This is a genomic window from Pantoea sp. SS70 (assembly GCF_029866845.1).
Lineage (GTDB): Bacteria > Pseudomonadota > Gammaproteobacteria > Enterobacterales > Enterobacteriaceae > Pantoea > Pantoea leporis.
In genome coordinates this window covers 440811-463621 of sequence record NZ_CP117199.1, presented here as the reverse complement: position 1 = coordinate 463621, position 22811 = coordinate 440811, and the positions used below count along the sequence as shown (strand labels likewise).

19 protein-coding genes and 1 pseudogene are annotated in these 22811 nt (G+C 55.1%); 7 read left to right on the top strand and 13 right to left on the bottom strand.

The genetic code is table 11. The annotated features are described in order from the left end of the window. Nucleotides 1-507: 507 nt before the first annotated feature. The 3 genes from PO881_RS02030 to PO881_RS02020 all read right to left on the bottom strand — a co-directional run bounded on the left by PO881_RS02030 (nucleotide 508) and on the right by PO881_RS02020 (nucleotide 3787). Nucleotides 508-1677 carry a Gfo/Idh/MocA family oxidoreductase gene (locus tag PO881_RS02030; RefSeq protein ID WP_192235918.1) on the bottom strand — a complete coding sequence of 390 codons (1170 nt, stop codon included), beginning with the start codon at nucleotides 1675-1677 and terminating at the stop codon, nucleotides 508-510. A gap of 10 nt (nucleotides 1678-1687) precedes the next feature. Beyond that, a complete protein-coding gene (locus PO881_RS02025) occupies nucleotides 1688-2611 on the bottom strand; it encodes a TIM barrel protein (protein WP_110868105.1) in 924 nt (307 codons plus the stop codon). Between the two features lie 147 nt (nucleotides 2612-2758). Then, nucleotides 2759-3787: a LacI family DNA-binding transcriptional regulator gene (locus tag PO881_RS02020; protein WP_280172380.1), complete on the bottom strand. Its 1029-nt coding sequence runs from the start codon at nucleotides 3785-3787 to the stop codon at nucleotides 2759-2761. A gap of 317 nt (nucleotides 3788-4104) precedes the next feature. Here PO881_RS02020 and PO881_RS02015 point away from each other — a divergent pair, with 317 nt between their 5' ends. The 4 genes from PO881_RS02015 (at nucleotide 4105) to PO881_RS02000 (ending at nucleotide 7420) form a co-directional block, all read left to right on the top strand. Then, nucleotides 4105-4986, top strand: a complete 882-nt coding sequence (locus PO881_RS02015; RefSeq protein ID WP_007888450.1) for a sugar phosphate isomerase/epimerase — start codon at nucleotides 4105-4107, stop codon at nucleotides 4984-4986. 141 nt (nucleotides 4987-5127) lie between these two features. Then, nucleotides 5128-6147, top strand: a complete 1020-nt coding sequence (locus tag PO881_RS02010; protein WP_280172379.1) for a LacI family DNA-binding transcriptional regulator — start codon at nucleotides 5128-5130, stop codon at nucleotides 6145-6147. Between the two features lie 101 nt (nucleotides 6148-6248). Next, complete coding sequence (gene yghU, locus PO881_RS02005; protein ID WP_280172378.1) at nucleotides 6249-7130, top strand: glutathione-dependent disulfide-bond oxidoreductase; 882 nt, start codon at nucleotides 6249-6251, stop codon at nucleotides 7128-7130. Beyond that, nucleotides 7130-7420, top strand: coding sequence for a DUF1330 domain-containing protein (locus PO881_RS02000; RefSeq protein WP_110868107.1), 291 nt, complete (start codon nucleotides 7130-7132; stop codon nucleotides 7418-7420). Before yghU ends, PO881_RS02000 begins: the two co-directional genes overlap by 1 nt. A gap of 45 nt (nucleotides 7421-7465) precedes the next feature. On the opposite strand, the gene PO881_RS01995 is transcribed toward PO881_RS02000, so the two are convergent. Beyond that, complete coding sequence (locus PO881_RS01995; protein WP_280172377.1) at nucleotides 7466-8917, bottom strand: methyl-accepting chemotaxis protein; 1452 nt, start codon at nucleotides 8915-8917, stop codon at nucleotides 7466-7468. Nucleotides 8918-9150: 233 nt separating this feature from the next. On the opposite strand from PO881_RS01995, the gene PO881_RS01990 reads away from it, so the two are divergent. After that, on the top strand, nucleotides 9151-10086 hold the full coding sequence (locus PO881_RS01990; protein WP_312464383.1) for a glycosyltransferase: 936 nt from the start codon (nucleotides 9151-9153) through the stop codon (nucleotides 10084-10086). A 44-nt stretch (nucleotides 10087-10130) separates the two neighbouring features. Here PO881_RS01990 and PO881_RS01985 read toward each other — a convergent pair whose 3' ends face one another. The 5 genes from PO881_RS01985 to PO881_RS01965 all read right to left on the bottom strand — a co-directional run bounded on the left by PO881_RS01985 (nucleotide 10131) and on the right by PO881_RS01965 (nucleotide 15343). After that, nucleotides 10131-11378 (bottom strand): O-antigen ligase family protein, encoded by a 1248-nt coding sequence (locus PO881_RS01985; protein ID WP_280172376.1) that lies wholly within the window; start codon nucleotides 11376-11378, stop codon nucleotides 10131-10133. Beyond that, entirely contained in the window at nucleotides 11379-12347 is a 969-nt protein-coding gene (locus PO881_RS01980; RefSeq protein ID WP_280172375.1) for a glycosyltransferase, read from the bottom strand. A gap of 197 nt (nucleotides 12348-12544) precedes the next feature. Next, nucleotides 12545-13459 carry a substrate-binding domain-containing protein gene (locus PO881_RS01975; RefSeq protein WP_280172374.1) on the bottom strand — a complete coding sequence of 305 codons (915 nt, stop codon included), beginning with the start codon at nucleotides 13457-13459 and terminating at the stop codon, nucleotides 12545-12547. 85 nt (nucleotides 13460-13544) lie between these two features. After that, complete coding sequence (locus tag PO881_RS01970) at nucleotides 13545-14324, bottom strand: TIM barrel protein (RefSeq protein WP_110868111.1); 780 nt, start codon at nucleotides 14322-14324, stop codon at nucleotides 13545-13547. Beyond that, nucleotides 14324-15343 carry a Gfo/Idh/MocA family oxidoreductase gene (locus PO881_RS01965; protein ID WP_280172373.1) on the bottom strand — a complete coding sequence of 340 codons (1020 nt, stop codon included), beginning with the start codon at nucleotides 15341-15343 and terminating at the stop codon, nucleotides 14324-14326. Before PO881_RS01965 ends, PO881_RS01970 begins: the two co-directional genes overlap by 1 nt. Nucleotides 15344-15540: 197 nt before the next feature. Here PO881_RS01965 and PO881_RS01960 point away from each other — a divergent pair, with 197 nt between their 5' ends. Beyond that, nucleotides 15541-17496, top strand: coding sequence for a sigma 54-interacting transcriptional regulator (locus PO881_RS01960; protein ID WP_280172372.1), 1956 nt, complete (start codon nucleotides 15541-15543; stop codon nucleotides 17494-17496). Between the two features lie 154 nt (nucleotides 17497-17650). Here the strand turns inward: PO881_RS01960 and PO881_RS01955 are convergent, their stop codons facing one another. The 3 genes from PO881_RS01955 to PO881_RS01945 are packed head-to-tail and all read right to left on the bottom strand — an operon-like array spanning nucleotide 17651 to nucleotide 20941. Beyond that, complete coding sequence (locus tag PO881_RS01955) at nucleotides 17651-18334, bottom strand: SDR family oxidoreductase (RefSeq protein ID WP_280172371.1); 684 nt, start codon at nucleotides 18332-18334, stop codon at nucleotides 17651-17653. Beyond that, nucleotides 18331-19518 (bottom strand): exo-alpha-sialidase, encoded by a 1188-nt coding sequence (locus PO881_RS01950; protein ID WP_280172370.1) that lies wholly within the window; start codon nucleotides 19516-19518, stop codon nucleotides 18331-18333. The genes PO881_RS01955 and PO881_RS01950 overlap by 4 nt, the downstream gene beginning before the upstream one ends. A 1-nt stretch (nucleotide 19519) precedes the next feature. Beyond that, nucleotides 19520-20941 (bottom strand): sodium:solute symporter family protein, encoded by a 1422-nt coding sequence (locus PO881_RS01945; RefSeq protein ID WP_280172369.1) that lies wholly within the window; start codon nucleotides 20939-20941, stop codon nucleotides 19520-19522. A 266-nt stretch (nucleotides 20942-21207) separates the two neighbouring features. Between PO881_RS01945 and PO881_RS01940 the strand changes: the two are divergent. Then, a pseudogene (locus PO881_RS01940) lies at nucleotides 21208-21426 on the top strand (isocitrate/isopropylmalate family dehydrogenase); the annotation flags it as partial. Nucleotides 21427-21440: 14 nt separating this feature from the next. Here PO881_RS01940 and PO881_RS01935 read toward each other — a convergent pair. Then, the gene (locus tag PO881_RS01935; RefSeq protein WP_280172368.1) at nucleotides 21441-22769 is read right to left on the bottom strand and encodes a glycoside hydrolase family 28 protein; all 1329 of its coding nucleotides are present in this window, start codon (nucleotides 22767-22769) and stop codon (nucleotides 21441-21443) included. Between the last annotated feature and the right edge of the window lie 42 nt (nucleotides 22770-22811).

The window sequence follows — 22811 nt, the reverse complement described above, 5'->3', positions numbered from 1 at the left end:
AAAAATTAGCGCGAGGGTAAATTTACAGATCTTTGATCTTTTTTAAGATCTTTTTTTAGAATAAAAAACTTAACATTTGTATTTTAACGATCTAAAGATCTAAAAAAACACCTAAGACAGTATTTTGTTCGATCAAGACAAAACTCAGTATCCTCAAGATATGTCTGCAATTGCCGCCGGAAAGGCTAAAAAACGCGAGATGATGTTTACACCATCAAAACAAAGACGGTTATTATTTATACGCTTCTTATAACGCCGGCTTAACTATTACAGAAATAAAACTGTTATATTACGTTGCGTTAATTGCACGTTTAGTGATTATTTAATCTGGGGAGAATGAATTTGCGCTCTTGATAAAGAGCGCGTAGAGGGGTGAAAAATTAATCAAAAAATCGAGTTAACTTTTATTTAAATTGGCAGTGAATTCTGCAATTTCGAGGGTCTAAAAGCGACCGCGGAAGATTGAGTCATTAACGCCCTCTTGCTCCGCACATGAGCAAGGCCCATTCAACACGCTATCCATATGGCTCCCGCATCCGCAGACTTCACGCACTGCTCCACCCATCGCACGCCCATCAAACCGGCATGCGCGCCCGGATACCAGAAGTCTTTCAGGAATGCCTGATCGCCACGATCGGTGGCATCCATTGCCAGCGCAAAACGGCGATAGAGATTGGACCAGGCTTCAAACAATCCTTCCGGATGTCCGCCGCCAATACGGTCGTCAGCCAGCGCACTCGGATGCAGATAACCCATGCCGCGCTCTAGAATCTGCACCGGCTCGCCCTGCACTTCATAGCGCAGCTGATTCGGCTGCTCATCCCACCACTCCAGGCTGGCTTTCTCGCCGATCACCCGCACCTTCTGACCGTGCATCGAACCGCAGTTCACCGCCGATGCCCACATGGTGCCGACTGCGCCGTTGTCGTACTCCATCATCACGAAGGCGTTATCCTCCAGCGGCGCGCGGGTTTTGACAAAGCTCTGGCGGCTGCACAGCAGGCGTTTGATCTGCAGATGCGGCACCATGGTTTCGGCGATAAACAGCGGATGCGTCGCCAAATCGCCCAGCACATAGCTCGGCCCGACGAAGCGCGGATCGACGCGCCACTTGGTGCTTTCGTTCTGCAATTCAACCGCTTCGTTATGGAAGCCGTGCGCGAACTGCATGTTGATGATGCGGATCTCACCCAGCAAACCTGCGGCAATCATTTCGCGTGCCTGATGAATCAGCTGATGTCCGGCGTAACCATAAGTCACACCGATGATTTTCTTCTTCTCAGCACACAGCTGTTCCAGCTCATCGGCCTCGGCAGCGGTGAAGCACAGCGGCTTCTCACACACCACATGGAGACCCGCATTCAGTGCGGCGCGGCAGATGGCGAAGTGCGTGTTATTGGGTGTGGCGATCGACACCGCTTCGATGCCGTCGGCGCGCGCCGCTTCTGCCGCAAACAGGGTTTCGTAATCTGCGTAGCAGCGATCGGCTTCGATACCTAGCGAAGTGCCAAAGGCGCGGCCGCGCTCGGCGTTGATATCGAATGCGCCTGCCAGCAACGTGAAGTTGTTATCACGCGTGGCCGCCGAACGGTGAATGTAACCAATCTGGCTGGTGCCGCCACCGCCAACCATGCCCCAGCGCAGCGAGCGATCCAGAGCTTTAATGCCGTTGATCATGTTGTTCTCCTCAGAATCCGACCGATTGCAAATAGTGCAGGCTGGCGGTGACGTCACGCAGGCTGGTGTCGGCATCACGCGGATCGCGCTCCTGCTCGACGGTGATCCAGCCCTGATAATTGCGCTCCGCCAGGAAGGCGCGCACCGCCGGATAATCAATTGCCCCTTTGCCAATCGGGCACATCACGCCTTCTGCGCAGGCGGCAAAGAAATCGACGCCGCGCGCAATCACGTCGCGCCATACCGCATCGTTAACGTCTTTGAAGTGCAGATAATCGATGCGATCCCAGTAGCGGCTGAGGTAAGGAATCGGATCCATGCCGGAGTAGTACAGATGGCCGGTATCGAGGCACAAACCAGCGACTTCATGCGGAATGTCTTCCACCAGCTGTTGCAGCTCGTCGGCGAACTCAATGCAGCCACCGGCATGCGGATGGATCACCGCACGCACACCGTATTCGTTCCAGGCAATCTGGCTCAGCGTGGTGATGTGCTGCATCATGCGCTGCCACGCTTCAGCTGACAGGCGCGGCGCCTTGGCGGATTGACCAGCGTATTTGGCGCGTTCTGGATTACCGAAGTCGATAATCACCAGATAAGGTGCGGGTTTGTTGTCCGCATGGGTTTTGGTCGCGGTCGGTACCAGAGACAGGTTGCGACAGATGTTGTGCGTCAGCTCAACCATCGCCGGAAAATTGGCTTCACTCACCAAATCATCAAAAATGGTGCCCGCCACCAGCGACAAGTCGTGCGCTTCCAGCTGCTGACGCAGTTCGGCAGGCTCAACCGGCAGATAGCTCCATGGGCCCAGCTCAATGCTTTTATAACCGGCCTGCGACGCTTCACTCAGGACTTTCTGCCACGGCGGCAGGAAGGGATTTTTCGGGTCATCAACGCCCCAGCTACAGGGCGCGTTAGCAATATGGATAGTCATGATCGTTCCTTGCGATAGTGGATAGCGCAAGTATCAAATAAATATTTCATCATCAACAACCATGAAACATTCATTTTTTGATAGCGATCATAGTATTTCGCATCATTAAAATGATAGAAAATATATCAAATACAGCAACGACGCGGCCTACAGGTTTTCACGCGTGACGATATCAAACGGCAGGATGATCTGGGAGAAATGATCGCCCGGCTGCGCATGATGCTGCTGCACCATCTGCGCCAGGCGCATGGCCATTTCGTCGATGCGGTTGCGGATCATCACCGTAATGGTGCCATCAATCAGCGCCAGCTCGCCCTCTTTCACCGGACCATGACATATCAACGCCACCTTACGCTGCGGCTGCTGGCGCAACGCATGAATCACGCCCTCAATGCCGCCGCAAGGCGCGAAGATCAGTGCCAAATCGGCATGTTCTTCCAGTAACTGACGCGTGGAACGGTAGCCGCCATCAATCGATTCATTGGTTTTCAGCGGCTCCAGCACGCGTCGCGCGCTGTCCTGCTCACGCAGATAGGAGCGGAAACTGATCTCATTGCTCTCCTGACAGATAAAGCGATGGTCGCCCACCAGCACGCCGACCGAACCCGGCTGATGCAACAGGTGCGTGGCAATCCACGCGGCGGTGCGTCCGGCTTTCTGGTTATCCAAACCGACATAACCGGCGTGACCGCACGGCGAAAAGTTGGAAAACAGCGCATAAACCCGCACGCCCTGACGCGATATGTTTTCTATCGCGTGACGAATCAGCGGGTGGTCCAGCGCAACTAAGCCAATCGCATCTACCTGCCCGGCCAGCGCATACAGCGAGGCCACCACCGCTTCCACATCATCAATGTCGTGCCAGGTAAAAAGCGGTTCGCTGCCTGCCGGATGAAAAGGCTGCGTATGCTGGCGCAGCGCATCAGTGAGGGAATGATAGAACGAGTAGGATTTTGACAGCAGGATAAAGCCCATGCGCAGCGTCACGCTGGCGGCTGGCACGGTGCCGCTCAGCAGCGGCACATTGCCGATGCGATAACCGAGGCGATTAGCGGCTTCCAGCACCTTCTGCTCCGTTGCGGCGCGCACCGGTGCACGACGATTTAACACGCGATCAACGGTCGCCACGCCAACACCGGCGGCGGTGGCAATCGCGGTCATGGTGATTTTACTCATGCGCTACTTCCTGAATGATATGATAATAAATTATCAAAAATAATGCCCTAACCTGCGGTAAATCACCAATCATCCCGCACAGGAATCATCAGTAATTGGCTTCAAGTGATAGGGAATCTCTCATTATTTTGATCGCTCTCGCAAAAATGAAATAACTCATTTCATCTTAATACCATTCAGAATAAATGTTTGATATTCATGTGCGTATTCAAAGCGGTCCGGCTGATGGTTTCACATCAGAATACGTGATGAAGCGCGTAAAAAGATCAGTATGGTCATCATCAAAGTCCGCACCGCTTAACGCTCAGGAGAAAACAATGAAAATCGCTTTTGATGTGGATGTAATCAGGGATCTCGGCATCACGCGCATGGTGCATCAGGTGGCGGAATGGGGCTACAAGTACATCGAGCAGTCGCCGCACCCGCAGATCAACCCGTTTTATAAACATCCGAAAGCCAGCCGTGAAATCATGCGCGAATACAAAAACGCGCTGAATGCCACCGGGCTGGAGATCTCCTCGTTCATTACCGTATATCGCTGGTCCGGCCCGGATGAACTGCGTCGTCAGGCGGCGGTGAAGAACTGGAAACGCATGATCGAGATTGCCGTCGAAATGGGTGTGCAGGTGATCAACACCGAGCTGTCGGGCAATCCCAACGAGCCAGAAATTTGTGAAGAGATGTTCTATCGTTCGATGGAAGAGCTGCTGCCGATCATCGAACGTGAAGGCATCCGCGTCGAGATTCAGGCGCATCCGTGGGATTTCTGCGAGCAGAGCAACGAAACTGCAGACATTGTGAAGTCATTCCGCAGCGAAAACGTGAAGTACATCTACAGCGCACCGCACACCTTCTATTACGACAAAGGTGTGGGCGATGTGAAGAACATGCTGCATTACGCCGGCGATGATCTTTCACATATGCTGATCGCCGATACCATGAACCACACCAAACACTGCCGTTATATCGTCAACCCGCCAGGCGTGGATGCCACCATCCACCAGCACGTGGCGGTCGGTGAAGGCGAAGTGAATTTCGATGCGCTGTTTGAAGCACTGCGCGAGATGAATTTTGCCAACCGCACCTTTAAGGTTGGCGGCGAGTCGATTATCTCGGCGGCGCTGTTCGGTTATCCGGAGAAGATGAAGTATCAGGCGGTGGAAACCCGCGAGCTGATTGAGCGTGAGCTGTTGGGATAGTTGAGTGCGCGCTGATGCCCTCACCCTAACCCTCTCCCACCGGGAGAGGGAACGGGATGGTGCGGCTTGCTCGATCGGTCCCTTCTCCCGCTGGCGGGAGAAGGTTAGGATGAGGGCCCGCTCTATTGGAATGCACGCAACATGAAAGCAGTGACGCTGGCCGAGCTGGCAAAACAACTGGGCGTCGGTGTCGCCACGGTTGACCGGGTACTCAACGATCGCGGTGGCGTATCGCCCGCCATGAGCAAAAAAATCCTGCAGGCCGCGCGTGACGCCGGTTTAAAACGCATTTTGCCCGAGGAACATCGCCATCCGTGGCAGATCGAAGTGCTGCTCAGCGGCAACGCCTCCTTCTTCTTTCAGCAATTAGCGCAAGACTTTGCCAAACTCGCCGACCAGCTCGGTTATCGCCGCCTGCGTCTGCATCGCACGCTGATCCCGGAAAATGCACCGGAAAAACTCGCCGCACACATCACCGCCAGCAGTAAAAAGATGGATGCGCTGATCGTCTTCGCCCATCAAAACCCGCTAATCTACGATGCGCTCGCCGCCTGTAAAGCGCGCGGCGTGCCGGTGATCACGCTGGTCGCCGATCTGCCAGATGCCGCGCGGCTGTGCCACGTCGGTATCGATCAATACAAAGCCGGGCGCACCGCCGGTTTGATGCTCGGCAGCATGCTGTCGCAGCCGGGTGAAGTGGTGTTGATGAGCGGACGCGCGGATTACGCAGCCCACCGCCTGCGCATTGAGGGCTTTCAGGCGGTGCTGGCCGAACGCTTTCCGCGGCTGCGCCTGCGCGAGATTCTTGCCGGTCAGGATGAGCGCGAACGCATTAGCCGCCTGTTAGAAAAAACGCTGGCCGCCTCGCCGCCGATTGTCGGGCTGTATAACACCGGCATTGGCAACACACAGGTGCACGAAGCGCTGGCGCGTCATCGTCTCGACGGTAAAGTGCTGTACGTCACGCACGAGTTGTACAGCACTACACGCCGACTGTTGCAGGATCGCGTGCTGAACCTCACCCTCGATCAAAACACCCTGCGCCATGCTCAGCTCGCCTTAACGCTGATGCTGCGGCATCTGGAAGAGGGCGACATTCCCGACACCTATCAGCCTGGTAGAGTGGACTTTATGCTGTTTACGCAAGAGAACTTTACATAATCGGACTTTGCGTCCCACCGCCAGCGCGGTTAAATCGCCTGTATCACGCGCTGCTACACTCAGTAGCAGCAAAAATACAATCACAACAAGGCGAAACCACTATGTCGGAACATCAGTATCAGCCCGCGAAAGTCTGGACCTGGGACCCGGAAGCCAAAGGTAACGGCGCGAAAACCAACCGTCCAACCGCCGGGCCGACGCATGACAAAACCTTGCCGATCGGCAAACATCCGCTGCAGCTTTACTCGCTCGGCACGCCAAACGGCCAGAAAATTACTATCCTGCTGGAAGAGTTACTGGCGGTGGGCGCCAAAGACGCCGAGTACGATGCCTGGCTGATCCGTATCGGCGATGGCGATCAGTTCTCCAGCGGTTTTGTCGATGTAAACCCGAACTCGAAAATCCCGGCGCTGAGCGACCATTCCGTCACGCCACCGCAGCGCGTGTTTGAATCCGGTAATATCCTGCTCTATCTGGCCGAGAAGTTCGGTCACTTCCTGCCGACCTCACTGGCAGGCCGCACCGAAACCCTGAACTGGCTGTTCTGGCTGCAAGGTTCTGCGCCGTACCTCGGCGGCGGCTTTGGTCACTTCTATCACTATGCGCCCGAGAAAATCGAATACGCCATCAACCGCTTCACGCTGGAAGCTAAACGTCAGCTGGACGTGCTGGATCGTCAGTTGGCCGACCATCGCTTCCTCGCCGGTGACGAATACACCATCGCCGATATCGCCACCTGGCCGTGGTACGGCAATCTGGTGCTGAACAACCAATATGGCGGCAGCGAATTCCTTGATGCGCAGTCGTACAAAAATGTGGTGCGCTGGGCAAAAGAGATTGCCGAGCGTCCGGCGGTGATTCGCGGGCGTAAAGTGAATCGCGCCTTTGGTGCCGAGCCGCAGGATCAGCTGCTGGAGCGCCATGATGCCGCCGATTTCGATAACAACACTGAAGACAAACGCCAGGCGCGAGGAGAGAAATAATGGCTGCATATGTGGTGTTTATTAAGGACGAAACCTTAGACCAGGACGAGATGGCGACGTATGCCGAGAAAGCCGGACAGGCGCGCGGCGACCATCCCATCACCCCGCTGGCGTTTTATGGCGCCCTGGAAACGCTGGAAGGCCCGGAAGCGGAAGGCGTGGTGGTGCTCGAATTCCCGGATGCTGAGGCGGCGAAAGGCTGGTATTTCAGCCCGGCGTATCAGGAAGCCAAAGCGCATCGCCTGAAAGGCGCGAAATACCGCGTGCTGCTGGTTAATGGCGTAGAGTAACTAACGCAAGGTCGCCATTCATGGCGACCTTTGCAAAGGTCACGCTTATCCCAACTTAAATAACGAAATCGCCTGCTTCAGCGCATTGGCCTGCTGCTGTTGCTGCTGCGCCACTTGCAGCGTTTCGGCCACGTGCTGCACGTTATGATGCACGCTGTGATCAATGCTATTGATGCTCTGCTGAATCTGCTCAATGCTCAAATTCTGCTGCTCACTCATCGCCGACAGTTCCGTCACCAGCTGCGATAACCCGCTAATACTGCTGTGAATCTCGCGCATGGTTTGCGCCGCATGCTCCACCTGCACGGTGCCGTGTTCGGTGCTGGTGGAACTGGCATCCATCAGTTGACGGATTTCGCGTGCCGCACTTTCGCTGCGCATCGCCAGATTACGCACTTCGCTGGCGACCACGGCAAAACCGCGTCCCTGATTACCGGCACGCGCCGCTTCCACCGAGGCGTTCAGTGACAGAATGTTGGTCTGAAACGCAATGCCGTCGATCAGCTCCAGGATGATCTTCACCCTTCTCGACTCTTCGCTGATTTTCTCCATCGAGCGAATCGCCGACTGGATATTCTCTTCACCACGCGTCGCCACCGCGCGGGTTTCACTCGCCAGCTCGCACGCGCTTTGCGCTTTGTCCCGGGTTAAGCTGGCAGCGATACTGATTTCGCTCATAGCGCTGGCCGCCACTTCCAGCGCTTGCGCCTGCTCGTCGGTACGCGTCGAGAGCGCGGCGTTGCGCTCCAGAATGCTGTCGGATTCCGCCAGCAGTTGACCGACGCCGTCGCTGACCTGATGCAAAGTGCCGTGTAGGGTCCCAAGCGTAGTACTGAAGGTGCGCGCGAACGGCGTTTCACTCTGCTGAGTATCGGCACGCAGCGTGAGATAACCGGCTTGCTGATTAATGTGTGCCGCCAGTTGCGCCACTTCGCTGGCCGAGCTCGCATCCGCTGCCATCTGGCGTGCAATCACCAGCAGCATCGCGGTTTGCACCACGACAAACAGCGCGTGGAAAAACACCATGTCCCAGCCGGGATGATGAAACACCACCACGCCAAACAGATCATTTTCCTGCAGATAATTGAATAACACATGATGCGTGGCTGCCGCCGCAGCGCCCATTACTAACGGGCGCACATCTCGCCACGCCAGCAGCGCCGACATCAACACAAACACCGAGAAGTGGTATTCGGTTGCGCCACCGCCAACCTGAATAAGCAGCCCAGCCCAGCCGATTAACAGCGCGGATAAGACCAGCCGCGACGTAAGCGTACCGCGCAGCGCGGTGCCGAAAAACGTCGCCAGCAGCGCCAATACCAAACCCGCAATTAGCGCCACCAGCACGCTGTCATTTAGCCAGCCAACGCCAAGTGCAATCGGCAACAGCGCCCAACTGAGGAACACCGCCAGGCTATCCGCGCGCTGTGCGATACGTTTGAGCGAAACCATCTCCACCGGCGAAGCCGCCGGGCCTGACAAGGGCGTTGCGATCATGACATTTTTCCACACCAGAAGTTGATCGTAGAGCCCCAAAATCGTGGGGCAAAGCGCACGGACTCAGTGGTAAAAAACATCGGCAAGGCGGGAGGAAAGTTTAGTTGTGCTGATTAACGACGCGCAGAGCTGTGAGTATGATTACCTAAACCATGCAACACAATTTCATTCCCTTCAGCGTAGAAAGCGATAGACTTGTTAGCAATGAATGCTCTCAGAACATTAACGGATAGATGCTAACTATGGATTCACCTTGCACTCTCAGCGTCCTGGTCACGGCTCACAATTGCGAAAAATACATTGTTGAGACGTTAAACAGCCTCAAAAAGGCCTGCTCTGGCGTTGAGGATGCGGTCGAGGTTGTGTTGGTGAATGACGCATCCACAGATAACACCAGCGCGTTGCTGCACAGCTTTGCCGCTTCATTCAGCCAGGTGAAAATTTTTGACGTGATGTTCCGTAACATCGGCAAAGTGAGAAATTTTGGCGTCAGCAAATGCAGCGGCCACTTTGTCACGATGCTGGATGGTGACGATCAGCTTTTGCCGAACTCTTTTGCTGACATAGTGCAGTTTTTGCAGGCGCAACAACCCGATATTCTGCTGGCGCCGCTGAATGAAATTTATGAAAAGAAGACCAAACTACAACAGTGGAAAGGTTTGCAGGTTAACGCCTTGTCGCAACATCAGGTGATTGAAAAATTCCTCATCCATCGTGATATTCAGGCGCATTTTATCGGTCAGTTTATTAAACGCTCGCTGTTGGAAGATAACCATTTCCCTGACTTCAGTTGCTACGAAGATGCGTATTTATTCCCCTCGATTCTGAAAGCCAGTCAGACGATATTTTTAGCGAAGCAGAGCCCGTATCTCTATTTCAAACGAGAAAAAAGTCTCTCCAGCGCGCTGGATGCCGATAAAATATCGATGCTGATCAAAGCCACGCAACAGATGGATAATGTGCTCGGTGAAAGCTACCGCAACCTGCTCGCTTGTCACTGGATCAATCTGGCGCATAAGTTTTATCCGCTGATTAACGATGAACATGAGAAACAGGTGGTGAAGCAGGCGATTGAAAACGTCTCTTTCGTTTCATTTTTGCTGGACAGTAAAGTCAGATTTAGTTTGAAGAAAAAATATCTGAGAATGAAATTGCGGAGAATGAGCTGAAGCGTTGAGAAAATCGGTCGCCTTCAATGGCGACCTGACAAATATTAGATATGCGTTCGGGGCTTATGCTGCATCAGCGCATAGCTCATAATAATCGATGCCATCAGAATAAACACTGAACTGCTTTGAATCCATACGGTATCGGTCAAACCGAATATAAAAATGGAAACAGGAAGCAGCGCGACATCCCATGCCCGACGACGCATTGCCGCCACAATTAAACCCACATAAAAAAGAATCAGGGTGACAGCACCCGCGATACCTTGCAGCGAAAGCGTTTCTAAAAAATCATCGTGCAAGTGATACATCACATTTTTATAAGCCTCAGGATTAGCGCGTTCATAGGTTTTAATATAAACGCGCGCTTTATCCGTTCTGTCATCCGGACTTTGCCCCAGCAGCGACCAGGAAACGCTGTGATAGCCACTTTTCCAGATCGAGAAGCGCGCACCAATTGAGGTATCATTATTTTTCTGATAGCTGTCTATTTCGTTCTGGATGTTGTCCAACCGATGCATAATGGAGCTGGGCATGAAGAACAGCCCCCCCGCAATGCAAAGAACTAAAATCACCAGCGAATATTTTCCTGCCCAGCGATGAACCAGATAAAAACAGAGCAAGTATAAAACGGGCAGCACCAACACCGCCGCACGTGACTCAGTGAGGAACATCAGCAGCATATTCACCACAAAGATAGCGGTGAACAGCAGAATTTGATTAAGGCGGCGAACTATCACCTTATTCACAATAAACAGGGCAGTTAATGCTAATGCCGTCATCAGGTATGAAACGGTACCGGCTGAATCTGTGAGTAATTTGATGCGTTGCTGCGTCTGAGCATGTTCGTACCAGCCGGCGCCCAGCGTCAGCAGCAAGCCAAAAATTAACAAGCACACGCTAATGCGCAGGACTTTCGCTGACAAACAGTGACGCCACGCAATGAAAAAATAGCTGACAAAAGCGGAGATAATGAAAAGTTTACCGCCCTGAAAATAGTTATCCACTACATCGCTAAAATAGGCATCGGCATAAATACGCGACCATATTACCCTGACTATGCCCAATAATAGAATGGGAACGGCGACGATGAAAGCACTCTTATCGATAATGAATTTTCTTTTTATTCCCTTGGCCAGCAGAAAGAATAGCGTTAAATAACCCACCAGATAGAATGTTTTCTTAGGATATGCGGGGATAACTAACGAGGTCGCAAATGCCAGGGTTAACAGCAGAAAGCACAGCTGATAAATATTGCTTTCGGTTAACAGCGGCTTTAAACGTAAAGTCTGCACTCAAAAATACCTCATTTTAAAATACTTAATGCGCCAATAGAGTGCCGGCATCCATTGATGACTACGGAACAAAAATTTGTACATTCTCTTTGCTTGTTGCGCGTTTTTCGGTGTTTCAAAAGAGACGTCGGCTAATGGCGAAATCTGATAAAGATCGCGATAGTAATGGCCAACGTGCTGTTGATTCCACCGCTGCCAGGGTTTATCGGCACCCGCATAATGCAATAAGCAGGTATTTTTCGGCACATCCTGCGTATAGCCGCTATCATCGTGTGAGAGCATATTGATGGTATTAAAGCGCGTTTCCGTAAATATCACACGGTCCTCAAGCAACGTATTCAACGCATCCTGATCAAGATACTGGAATTGTTTTCCCTTTTCGCTAAGCAAATTAAAAGCGCGTTCACTGATCTGCTCGCGGTTCCACTTTTGAACATCAATCAGCATCATGCCGGCATTAAAATAGCGCTTTCCACGCAAGCCCACCTTTTCAGCCAACTGCGGTTGCAATGCCTGAATCTCGCCAACCACCAAGGCAATAACGTCAGCTGGCATGGCAATCTGCCATAATTCATCCAGAGGATTCAGACACACTATATCGGCATCGAGATAAAGCAATTTAGTGGCATGCGGCAAGATAAGCGGAGCGAGAAAACGATAATAGGTCGCGCGAGTGAACAACTCTGTGGTAGGGAACGCGCTAAACAAACTATCCTGAATATGATGCAGCGTTAACCCATGTGGCGATCCAGCGAATATTTTTTCCAGTCGCACAGTGTCAACTGCAGATATTTCCGAAGAGATAAGATGAAAGTGATAACGAACATCATTGGCATGCTTGATTATCGACATGATGGTAATCAGCGAGTGGCCAATGAATTTACCATCAACACCAAAAAAAATATGCCGGTCGCTGTGCGCGGGAAAAAGGTGCTGAGAATTTATGGTGTTGAGAATCTCTTTATCCATCCTGCACTTCTCTCCGGTCGAAAGCATGCGTTCTGTTAATGCATCATGCCTGAGCAATCATTAACCAGAGACAATTCTGGTTGCAGCCGGAGTTTATCAGTCAGAGTTAGGCAAATAAAGCGAAGTGGAGGAGGAATAAATCGGCTTTCCAGCGTAAAACTCTCCTGCGAGCAGGAGAGTTTTGGTAAATAAAAATGTTATTTCGCCGCGAACTGCGCATAGTTCTCAGGCGTGATGGTTTGATACGGAATCCAGTTGAACTCCTGCACTTTCTGCTTCTCCAGCAGCGCTTTAGTCACCTGCACCGCGCCGGTCGCCTGCCCTTTCGCGTCCTGGAAAATGGTCAGCGTCATTTTGCCGTTCTTCACGAACTGCTGACCATCCGGCGTGCCGTCGATACCGGCGACCAAAATCTTCTCATTTTTCGCCTGGTTGAGCGCCATGATGGCACCAATCGCCATTTCATCATTATTCGCTGCGATAGCGTCAATTGGGCGCTGATTCAGCAGCCAGCTCGATACCACATCCACCGCTTCGTTGCGCTGCCATTTGGCGCTCTGCTTTTCAATCACCTTCATATCTTTGTATTTGGCAATCACGGCTTCCACCGCGCGGGTGCGTTCACGCGCTTCTTCATTCGACAGCGCGCCCATCAAAATCGCCACGTTGCCTTTGTAATTCATCTTCTTCGCCAGCGCTTCCATCTGCATTTCGCCGCCCAACGCCGAGTCTGAACCAACATACGCCATGTCGCTTGGCAGTTTCACTTCTGGCTTACGATTGACGAAGATCAGCGGAATGCCGGCATTTTTCGCTGCGGTAATCATTGGCAATACGCCTTGAGTGTCCACCGGATTGAGGATGATGGCATCGACACCCTGATTAACAAAATCATCCACCTGCTGCACTTGCAGCGCGACATCGCCTTTGGCATCTACAAACTGGCTATTGAGCTGGTTAGCTTTCAGCTCTGCCTGCATCTGGGTGCGCAGAATCGAGACAAAGTTGAGATCGAAGTTCGCCAGCGCTACGCCGACGGTGAAGGTTTTAGCGCTCGCGCTCAGGCTGAGCAGCAGCGCGCAGAGGCACAGCATCACATTTCTGATGTTCATGGGTTAGTCCTGTAAGGTTGAGATATTATTATTCATTTCATGAAGTTAACGCCGGGTAACAGGCGAATACCCGGCGGCGGAACCGTTAAAGGGTGAAGTGATCGCGGAACTGCTGCAGCGCGGCGCCACTTTCGCCGCTGGCCCAGCCTTCCAGCGCCACGGTGCCCTGATAGCCAACATCGTGTAACGCACGGGCGATGGCGCGATAGTTAATCTCACCGGTGCCCGGCTGCTGACGCCCCGGCACATCGGCTACCTGAATTTCACCTATCGCCGAACCACAACGGCGAATCAGTTCGATCAAATTGCCTTCGCCAATCTGCGCGTGATACAGGTCGAGGTTCATCTTTAGCGCCGGGCTGTTAACCGCTTCCACCAGCGCCAGCGTGTCGGCTGCCAGCGCGAACGGCGTACCGGGATGATCAACCGGCAAGTTAAGGTTCTCCAGCGTGAAGACGCGTCCGGCGCGCTCGCCCAGCTGCGCCACTTTGCGCAGCGTATCAGCCGCTTTCAGCCACATCGCGCCGGTCACCACGTCAACCGGTTTAACCGGCAACCCTTTGTCATCCAGTCCGGTACCGTGCAGGTTCAACGCCGGACAGTTGAGCCGCTCGGCCACCGCCAGCGATGCTTCAGCACTTTGCAGCAGTTGCTGAATCTCATCATCATCGGTCAGGTTGCCGCTGAGGTAGCCGGTCATCGAGGTGAAACGCGCGCCGGTCGCCGCCAGCGCATCGATATCTTTGTTGGCCCAGCCCCAGATTTCGACGCCAAAGCCCAGTGCATGAATGCGTTTCACGCGCTCGACAAAAGGCAGATCGAGAAACACCATTTCGGCACACACCGACAGCTGATAACCGGCCATTAGCGACCTCCCAATTTGATCGGCTGCTGCTGCTGCACCGAGTCGATACAGGCCAGCGCGATTACCAGCGCGTTGCGTGCATCTTCACCGGTAGCGCGCGGCGTTTCGCCACTGCGAATGCAGCGGGCAAACTCGGCCATCTCCGCCACATAGGCTTCGCGCAGCAGGTCTGAATCCATGCGTGAGGTTTCAATCGCGATGCCATCCTGGTGATAGCGCACACAGTTGTTAACGTTGATATGGCCCGCCTGCAGCATGCCTTTGCTGCCGAACACTTCGCCGCGCACATCGTAGCCGTATACCGCCTGGAAGTTGGCTTCAGCGGTGGCGATCGCGCCGTTATCAAAGCGGATGGTAACCACCGATGTGTCGAGCAAGCCTTTGTCTTTGAAATCCGGACGCACCAGCGCATCGGCCAGCGCATAGACTTCCACCGGCTTCGCGCCAGGGTTAAAGTGCAGCAGCGTGTCGAAATCGTGGATCAGGGTTTCAAGGAAGATCGTCCACTGCGGGATGCGCGAAGGATCGTGCAGGCCCGGATCGCGCGTCAGCGATCGGCTCAGCTGCGTGGTGCCATTTTCACCCGCTTTCACCGCCGCGATCGCTGCAGCAAAGCCGGAATCAAAGCGGCGGTTAAAACCGACCTGCAACACTACGCCGGCCGCTTTCGCGGCAGCAATCGCGCGATCCGCCTCTTCCAGCGTTACCGCCATCGGCTTCTCACAGAACACATGTTTGCCCGCCTTCGCGGCAGCGATCACCCATTCGGCGTGCGTGCGCGCTGGCGCGGCAATCGCCACCGCCTCAATTTCGGGATCCTGCAGCAGCGCATGCAGATCGCTGTACGCTTTAGCGACGCCGAGCTTATTGGTCAGCGCGTCGGCCGCGCCCGGTTGCGGATCGGCCACCGCTGCGAGGATCGCACCCGGCACGCGCCAGGCCAGGTTTTCCGCGTGGAAGCTGCCCATGCGACCGGCGCCAATTAGGCCGACGCGTACTGGCTTAAGATGAAATGTCATGACCTATTCCTTATTGTTTTGGATGTGCTCATTCGAGCGTAGGGATGTGCAATTGGTAGTGCAAAGGCGATGCCAACTGCAATCCGCCGCTTTATGTGAGGCATAACACAGATATAGCTCACAATCTGGCAACAAAATTTACATGTCAACTTCACATGTCAATAAAATGGACATTCCATCTTAATCAGGAGTGTGACATGCGTGCCAGTGAGCGTTTGCCGTTTAAAGATGAAAGCGATCCGATCTTCAGCTTGCCGGACAGCGCCGAGGTGGGCGAATGGGACACGTTGTTGTGGCAGGGCTGGCACAGCTTCGAACGCGGCGAACAGCCCGGCTGGATGCGGCACAGCATTTTGCAGTCGTGGCGGCGATCGCAGCAGCGCGCGATCGATCCCGCCACCTTCGCCTATGTCTCGCCGCCCGCTGCGGAACTGGCGGCGATCCTTGAGCATAACGCCGAGTTGATCCTCGCGGCGCGCAGCATCATGCAAAATCTGCTGGCGTATAACCCGGATGGCCACATCAATCTGACCGATGCGCAAGGCGTGACGCTGCACTTCTGCGGCGCGGATCTGACGCCGGTCGGCAGCATCCTGCGCGAAGAAGTGCTCGGCACCAATTGCACCGCGCGCTGCCTGATTGAGCAGCGGCTGGTGTACGTGCTGAGCGGCGAAAACTGGAAGCTGGATCTGCGCAAACGCCATCGCCAATGCGCTGCCGCACCGGTGCGCGATGCCAGCGGCCAGCTGCTTGGCGTGCTAACGCTGACCGCCACGCCCGACAACTTTAATGCGCACACGCTCGGCACGGTGCAGGCGGCAGCCGAAGCGGTTGGTCAGCAGCTGATGCTGCGCCGTTTGCTGGCCGAGCAGCAGTCGATCCTCGAAACCCTGAACGAAGGCGTGATCGTCTGCGATCGTCACGGCCGCATCAAAACGCTGAACCGCTATGCGCGCCAGATCTTTAGCGGCCTCGATCCCAGCGCCGGGCCGATCGACATGCTGCTGCAACCGCAAGGCGGATCGCTGCTCACCATGCCGTTTTGCAATGACCGCGAGCTGCAATTTATGCCGGATGGCGTGCATCCCCTTTCCTGCCTGATTTCGCTGATGCCCGCACCCGACGGTGGCCGCGTGCTGTCGCTGCGTGAGAATCAACGTATCCGCGCCATTACGCGCCGCGTGATGGGCGTGGGCGCCAGCTATACCTTTGAGATGATTCGCGGGCACGCGCCGCGCGTGCTGCAAGCGATTCAGAAAGCGCGCGCCAGCAGCCGCAGCGATAGCACGGTGTTATTAACCGGCGAAAGCGGCACCGGCAAAGAGCTGTTCGCGCAGGCGATTCACAATGCCAGCCCGCGCCATCAGGAAGCCTTTATCGCGCTGAACTGCGGCGCATTGCCACGTGATTTAGTGCAGAGCGAACTATTTGGCTATGTCGACGGCGCTTTTACCGGATCGCGACGCGGCGGCTCGGCGGGCAAATTTGAGCTGGCCGATGGCGGCACCTTGTTCCTTGATGAGATTGGCGAGATGCCGCTCGAGGCGCAGACCAGCCTGCTGCGCGTGCTGCAGGAGGGCGAAGTGGTGCGAATCGGCGCGGCCCATCCCATCAAGGTCAATGTGCGCATCATCGCCGCTACCCACTGCAATCTGCTGGATGCGGTGGAAAAAGGCGCGTTCCGCCGCGATCTCTACTATCGCCTGAATGTGATTTCGCTGGAGATCCCGCCGCTGCGCGAGCGTCAGGAGGATATTCCCGGCCTGGTGAATACCTTTATTCAGGCGCTCTGCACCCGGCTGAAGCGCATCGCGCCGCAGCTCTCCGCTGAGGCGATGCGCTGTTTACAGGCGTGGCACTGGCCCGGCAACGTGCGTGAGCTGGAGAATCTGGTCGAGCGCATGGTGAATTTGTGTGAAGGGTTGGAGATTGAGCGCCACGATCTGCCGGAAGAGATGGTGCAGCGTAACGCGCCTGTCGCCAGCGAATTGACCTCGCTGCAGGAGAATGAGCGCCAGCATGTGATGCAGGTGGTGCGTGAGCAAAAAGGTAACCTGCGCCAGTCCGCGCAGCTGCTGGGGATTTCACGCACCGCACTGTATAACAAGCTGCATCAGTGGCAGGTGGATGTGGCGGGATTGCGGCGCGGTTAGGTGCGACTTGTTGCCCTCACCCCAGCCCTCTCCCACTGGGAGAGGGAGTTAGTCGGTGCACTATTCCATTCCTTCTCCCACTGGGAGAGGGAGCTAGTCGGTGCACTATTCAATTCCCTCTCCCTGTGGGAGAGGGTTAGGGTGAGGGAAAAAACTACAACGACGCCCCACCACAGATCACCAACTCCTGCCCGGTAATCGCATCGGCGGCAGGCGACAGCACAAACCCTGCCAGCGCCGCCACTTCCTGGGGCTTGATATAGCGCCCCATCGGCGGCAGCTTTGGGGGTGAACTGGCGCGGCCGGGCTGCAGTAGCATGGGCGTCTCCGTCGCCCCCGGCGCAATCACATTCACCGTGATGCCTTTGGGTGCCAGTTCCGCCGCCCAGCTGCGCGCCATGCCCACCATTGCCGCCTTGGTGCTCACGTACTGGCTGCGATTCGCCGCGCCGCGTGACGTGCGGCTGCCAACCAGCAAGATACGATCGCCCTGCGCCATCTGCGGCTGCAAGACATTTGCCATTATCTGCGCCACCTGCACGTGCAGGTACCACAAACGCGCGCTCTGCTTCTCATCCAGCTCACCGAGCGGCGCAGCCGCCATCATGCCTGCGGCATGCACCAGCGCATCCACCTTCGGCAGCGCCAGTAGCGCCTGCTTCAGCAGATTGGCATCCAACAGATCCACGCTGACCGAGGTGAACCCTGGATGATCGTTCTGCACCGACGTGCGGCTAAAACCGGTCACCTGCCAACCTTGTTGCAACAGATGATCGGCGATGGCGGCGCCTATGCCAGAGCTGACGCCAGTTACCAGCGCGTGTCGCTGCCTGCTCATCCTTTCACCCAGCTTTCATCGACGCGCACATATTTAATCGCCTGACGAAAATAGGTGTAAGCCACATGCAGCGCGCCATCGTCACTTTGTTTGATGCTCGGATAGGAGAACTCGCGGTTAAGCTTTTGCTGCGAATTATTGGTCATGCAGTAGCCGTCGCCCTCGTCGAGATTACGCTGCCATGGCCAGCTTTTGCCGCCATCGGCGGAAATCGCCAGCGTCATTGGCGCGCGGGGTGCGCCCCAAAACGCGCTGCGTCCGCTGTGCACCAACGGTTCGGCCGCCACCGCCACATCGCCGTCATCCTCTTCATCTTCAATTTCGTCATACAGCGATAAGCGGCGCTCGCTGGCATCTCTGGCGCTCATGGCATTAAACACCAGCGCCAGATGGCCGTTGTGCAATGTCGTGACCTGAATCGACGAGTTGTTGTTTGGCAAGTCAGTCGCCAGCGGCGCACTCCAGCTTTCGCCGCCATCGGTGGAACGACTTTGATAGATGAAATCGGCCCAGCGGCTGCGATACAGCGCCAGTAAGCTGCCATCCTGCAGCAACGTGATGTTCATATGCACGCAGCCCAGGCTGTCTGGCACCGCCACATCGCGCCAGCTTTGGCCTTTATCACTGGAGATTTTCACCGCGCTGATATCGTTGTTACCCACCCATTTCACGCCAGGCTGAGTTCGGCAATAAAACACCGGCAGCAGCCAGTTACCGTTTGGCAGCACCACAATCGGCTGGCGAATAAAGGTGCCGGGCTGATCGAGCAAAGTGTCGATTGCCCCCCAGCTGCGGCCAAAATCGCGTGACTGACGATAGCGCACAATCGCGGTGTCCTGATTGCCGGATTTCTGCGCCGTCCACAGCAGCCAAAGCACCTGTTCGGGATCGAGGAACAGCAGCGGATTTTGCTCCGATCGCGTGGGATCGTCAGAGAGTTTTTCCGCCTCGCTCCACTGTGTGCTGCCGCTTTTCAGCCGCGAGCACCACACAGAAATATCGGCGATCCCTTCCTGCGTGCCGCCAAACCACACACACAGCAAGTCGCCATTGGGTAGCGGCAGCAGATTCGCCGCATGGTTCTGCGGGCAGACCGAAGGCAGCATCGCCGTGAGCTGTTGCGCATCCTGCGCGTGCGGATGGAGGTTACCGCTGCGTTCAACGGTAAGGGTTAAATCACTCATTTCAGGCTCCACTGTTTTGCATTGAAGATTTCGGGGCTTTTTTCACATGGGTTTGGCTTGAAGGGATCAGGCGGTCAATCACCATGATGACCGCCGGCGTGATCAACGCCACGTACATGTTGTTGATACCTAATGGATCGCCGAGCAGATACCACACTGACGTCATGACGCACGCACCAATCAGGCCTGCATTGGCGCCGCGCGTGCTTTTAAAGAACGGCAGATAAAAGGCAATGATTGCCACCACTGAAATCGACAGCCGAATAGCGCGGGTGAAGAAGGAGAGCTTCAACACTTCCGGCACGAACAGCACGAAAATCAGCGGCAGGAAACCGATCAGCAGCGACAGCCAGCGCGTCATGCGGAACTCGCGCTCCGGTGTCGGATTGCGATAGGGCACGTAGAAATCTTTTACCACCAGCGAGGCAATCGCCAGCGCTACGGTGCTGACGCTGACAAAGATCGACGCCACGAGTGAGGTAGTGACAATCCCCGCCAGCCACGGACTCATGTCCTGCAGGAACACCGGCAGCGCATAGAGACTTTTAATATCGGAATGCAGGTATTTCGCCGCCACGCCAATCAGCGCGATAGCAATGGCAATCGGCATGCAGAAGAAGAACGCCACCCAGGTTGCACGTTTGGCGGACTCAGCACTTTTGGTCGAGGCAATCGCCTGAATCACAAACTGAGTACAGAAGATCGAGCCGATAGTACCAATCATCCAGGCGAAAATAGTGCTGCCGCCAACGTTGCCGTCCCACGTCCAGTAGAAATGCGGCATCTCTTTGATCATTGGGCTGACGCCGCCGGTCATGTGCAGGGCCACGCCGAGAATGATCAGAATACCGATATATTTCAGTCCGCTATGCAGCAGCGTGACCCAGGCGATGCCTTTCATGCCGCCGAACATAAAATAGAACGTACTGACGATCGCGGTGATCACCGCTGCGGTAGTGAGATCGAGGTTGAGCACCGTTGAGATCGCCGCCGCACCGCTCACGTAGTTACCGACGTTAACCAGCAACAGCGCATAGATCATGATCAGCGAGATGATGTTTTTGGTGGAGTTGCCATAACGTTCAGCGATCGCCGCAGAGATGGTGATTTTACCGGTATTGTAGATGCGCTTTACCAGCAGAAAACCAAACAGCGGGAAACCGATAGCGGCACCAATCACCGACCATGAAGCGGCAAAGCCATCTTCGAAAGCTGCCTGAGCCGTACCGATGGTGGATTTGGCGCCGATGTATTCCGACATCAGCATCACGCCCACCACAAATGCCGGCATCACATTGGAGCCAGCCATAAAGTCGCCGCTGTTTTTACTGCGCAGACGCCAGGTGAGCCAGGTGGTGAACAGGATGTACGCAATGACAATCCCGACAATAATCACCATCCCTTCTGTAGAGAATTGTTTCATTTCAGCCTCATCGATAACGTAGGGTCGTGGAACGCGCTGGGCTTCACGCGTCCCGTTGATGAGGTGGCCGATGTTGTTATTCACCGTGTCTACGCACTTCGCCACCCCACTTATGCTTATGATTCATTTCGCTCAAATAAGAATGAATTTACGCATATTAGAGGCGTTTTATAGGCTAAACAGGGCTTAATTTGTTTGAGGTTGCTCACAAAGCATCAAATATGATTACAAATAATCAAAATTAACGCATTAATTACAGCACCTATGGATCGGCACCCGACATCGCCGGTAAAGGCGTGAACAACCTGATTGGTCAGATTTGGAGTGGCGCGATGATGCTGGAGCACCTCGATTACGCCGAAGCGGGCGCAGCGGTGTTGGATGCCATCGAGCTTACGCTGGCGGCGGGCAACAGCCTGACGCGCGAGCTCGACGGCCGCGCGTCAACCGAGGAACTGGGCGCGGCTATCGCTGCTGCGTTGTAACCTCCAGGCGTGCCCTAAAGAATCTGCACTGTTTCCGCATGCCAGCCGTGGGGCAACGGCTGCGGGCGCGTAATCACCACGTTATGCAGCTGCAGATTCTCCACGCCGCGCGCAAACACGCCCGGCAAGCCATCAGGATAGGCGGTAACACCGTACGCTAAGCCCGATGTGCTATCCAGTTTGTACGCATTGTCGAGGCCCATGCCAGTCGGCGATTCAGGGTTACACGGCGGGCGCACATCGTAATGCCCTTGATCCGCACCTGCTGCTACCACTTGCCGCAGCTGCACATTCGCCAGCATCACATCACGAATCTGTCCCGGTTGTTCCGCATGCAGGTTAATTGCTCCTTCCATCACACCGCTGACGTTGCTGAATTGCAGTTGCTCAATGCTGCCCGGCGCTATCGCCGGATCGCGCGCGCGCACTGAAACAAACAGCGCATCGGCTTTACCCCAATGGCACGGCGGCGCGTGGCGGCAGGCCAGCGTGATATTGCTGAACAGCAAACGGCGGAACTGGCCGCCATCACGCGACAGCAAGCCAATCGCGCGGTTGGAATCAAAGAGGGTGCAGCCGGAGACGGTGACATCTTCCACGTCATCGAAGGTTTCGGTGCCGATTTTGAACGCGCAGCTGTAGGAGCGCAGCAGGCAGTTGCTGATCGTGATTTGTCGCGCGGCACGTCGCAGATGCGCGGGTTTTTGGCTGGTTTTGATGCAGATGGCATCATCGGCCGCGCTCAGGTAGCTGTTGCTGACAAACACCGCTTCACAGCTGTCGATATCCAGCGCATCGGTGTTCGGCATGCTCATGCTGTTATTGATGGTGAGATGGTCGACATGTACATGGCGGCAACTCACCAGATGTACCGTCCACATCGGCGCCTGGATGATGGTGAAATCTTGCAGCGTCACCTGCTCGCAATCCTCAAACACCACGATGCGCGGGCGCTGCGCACGCGGCAGGCGATAACCCTGCTCGTCCTTTTCCGCAGCAAACCACGCATCGCCGTTACCGTCGATCACCCCTTTGCCACTGATGCTGATATTGCGCTGCCCGACGGCGTACAGCAGCACATGCTGCGACAGTTCAGCCTGGCTCTGCGCCAGCTGCTGCTGATAATCCTCAACGCGTGAGCTGGCGAGCAACGTGGCGCCCGCTTCGAGATGCAGATTAATGTTGGAACCCAGCGTCAGCGTGCCGAGATGATAGCGGCCAGGCGGCACTGATAAGGTGCCGCCGCCGCGCGTTGCCAGATGATTGAGTGCGCGCTGGAAGCAGTGTGTATCCAGCGTTTCGCCATCGGCGATGGGATAGAAATCAGCCAATGAAACGTGCATGCGGTTCTCCTGAATAGCGGCGATGCGCTATTGCAGCACGCG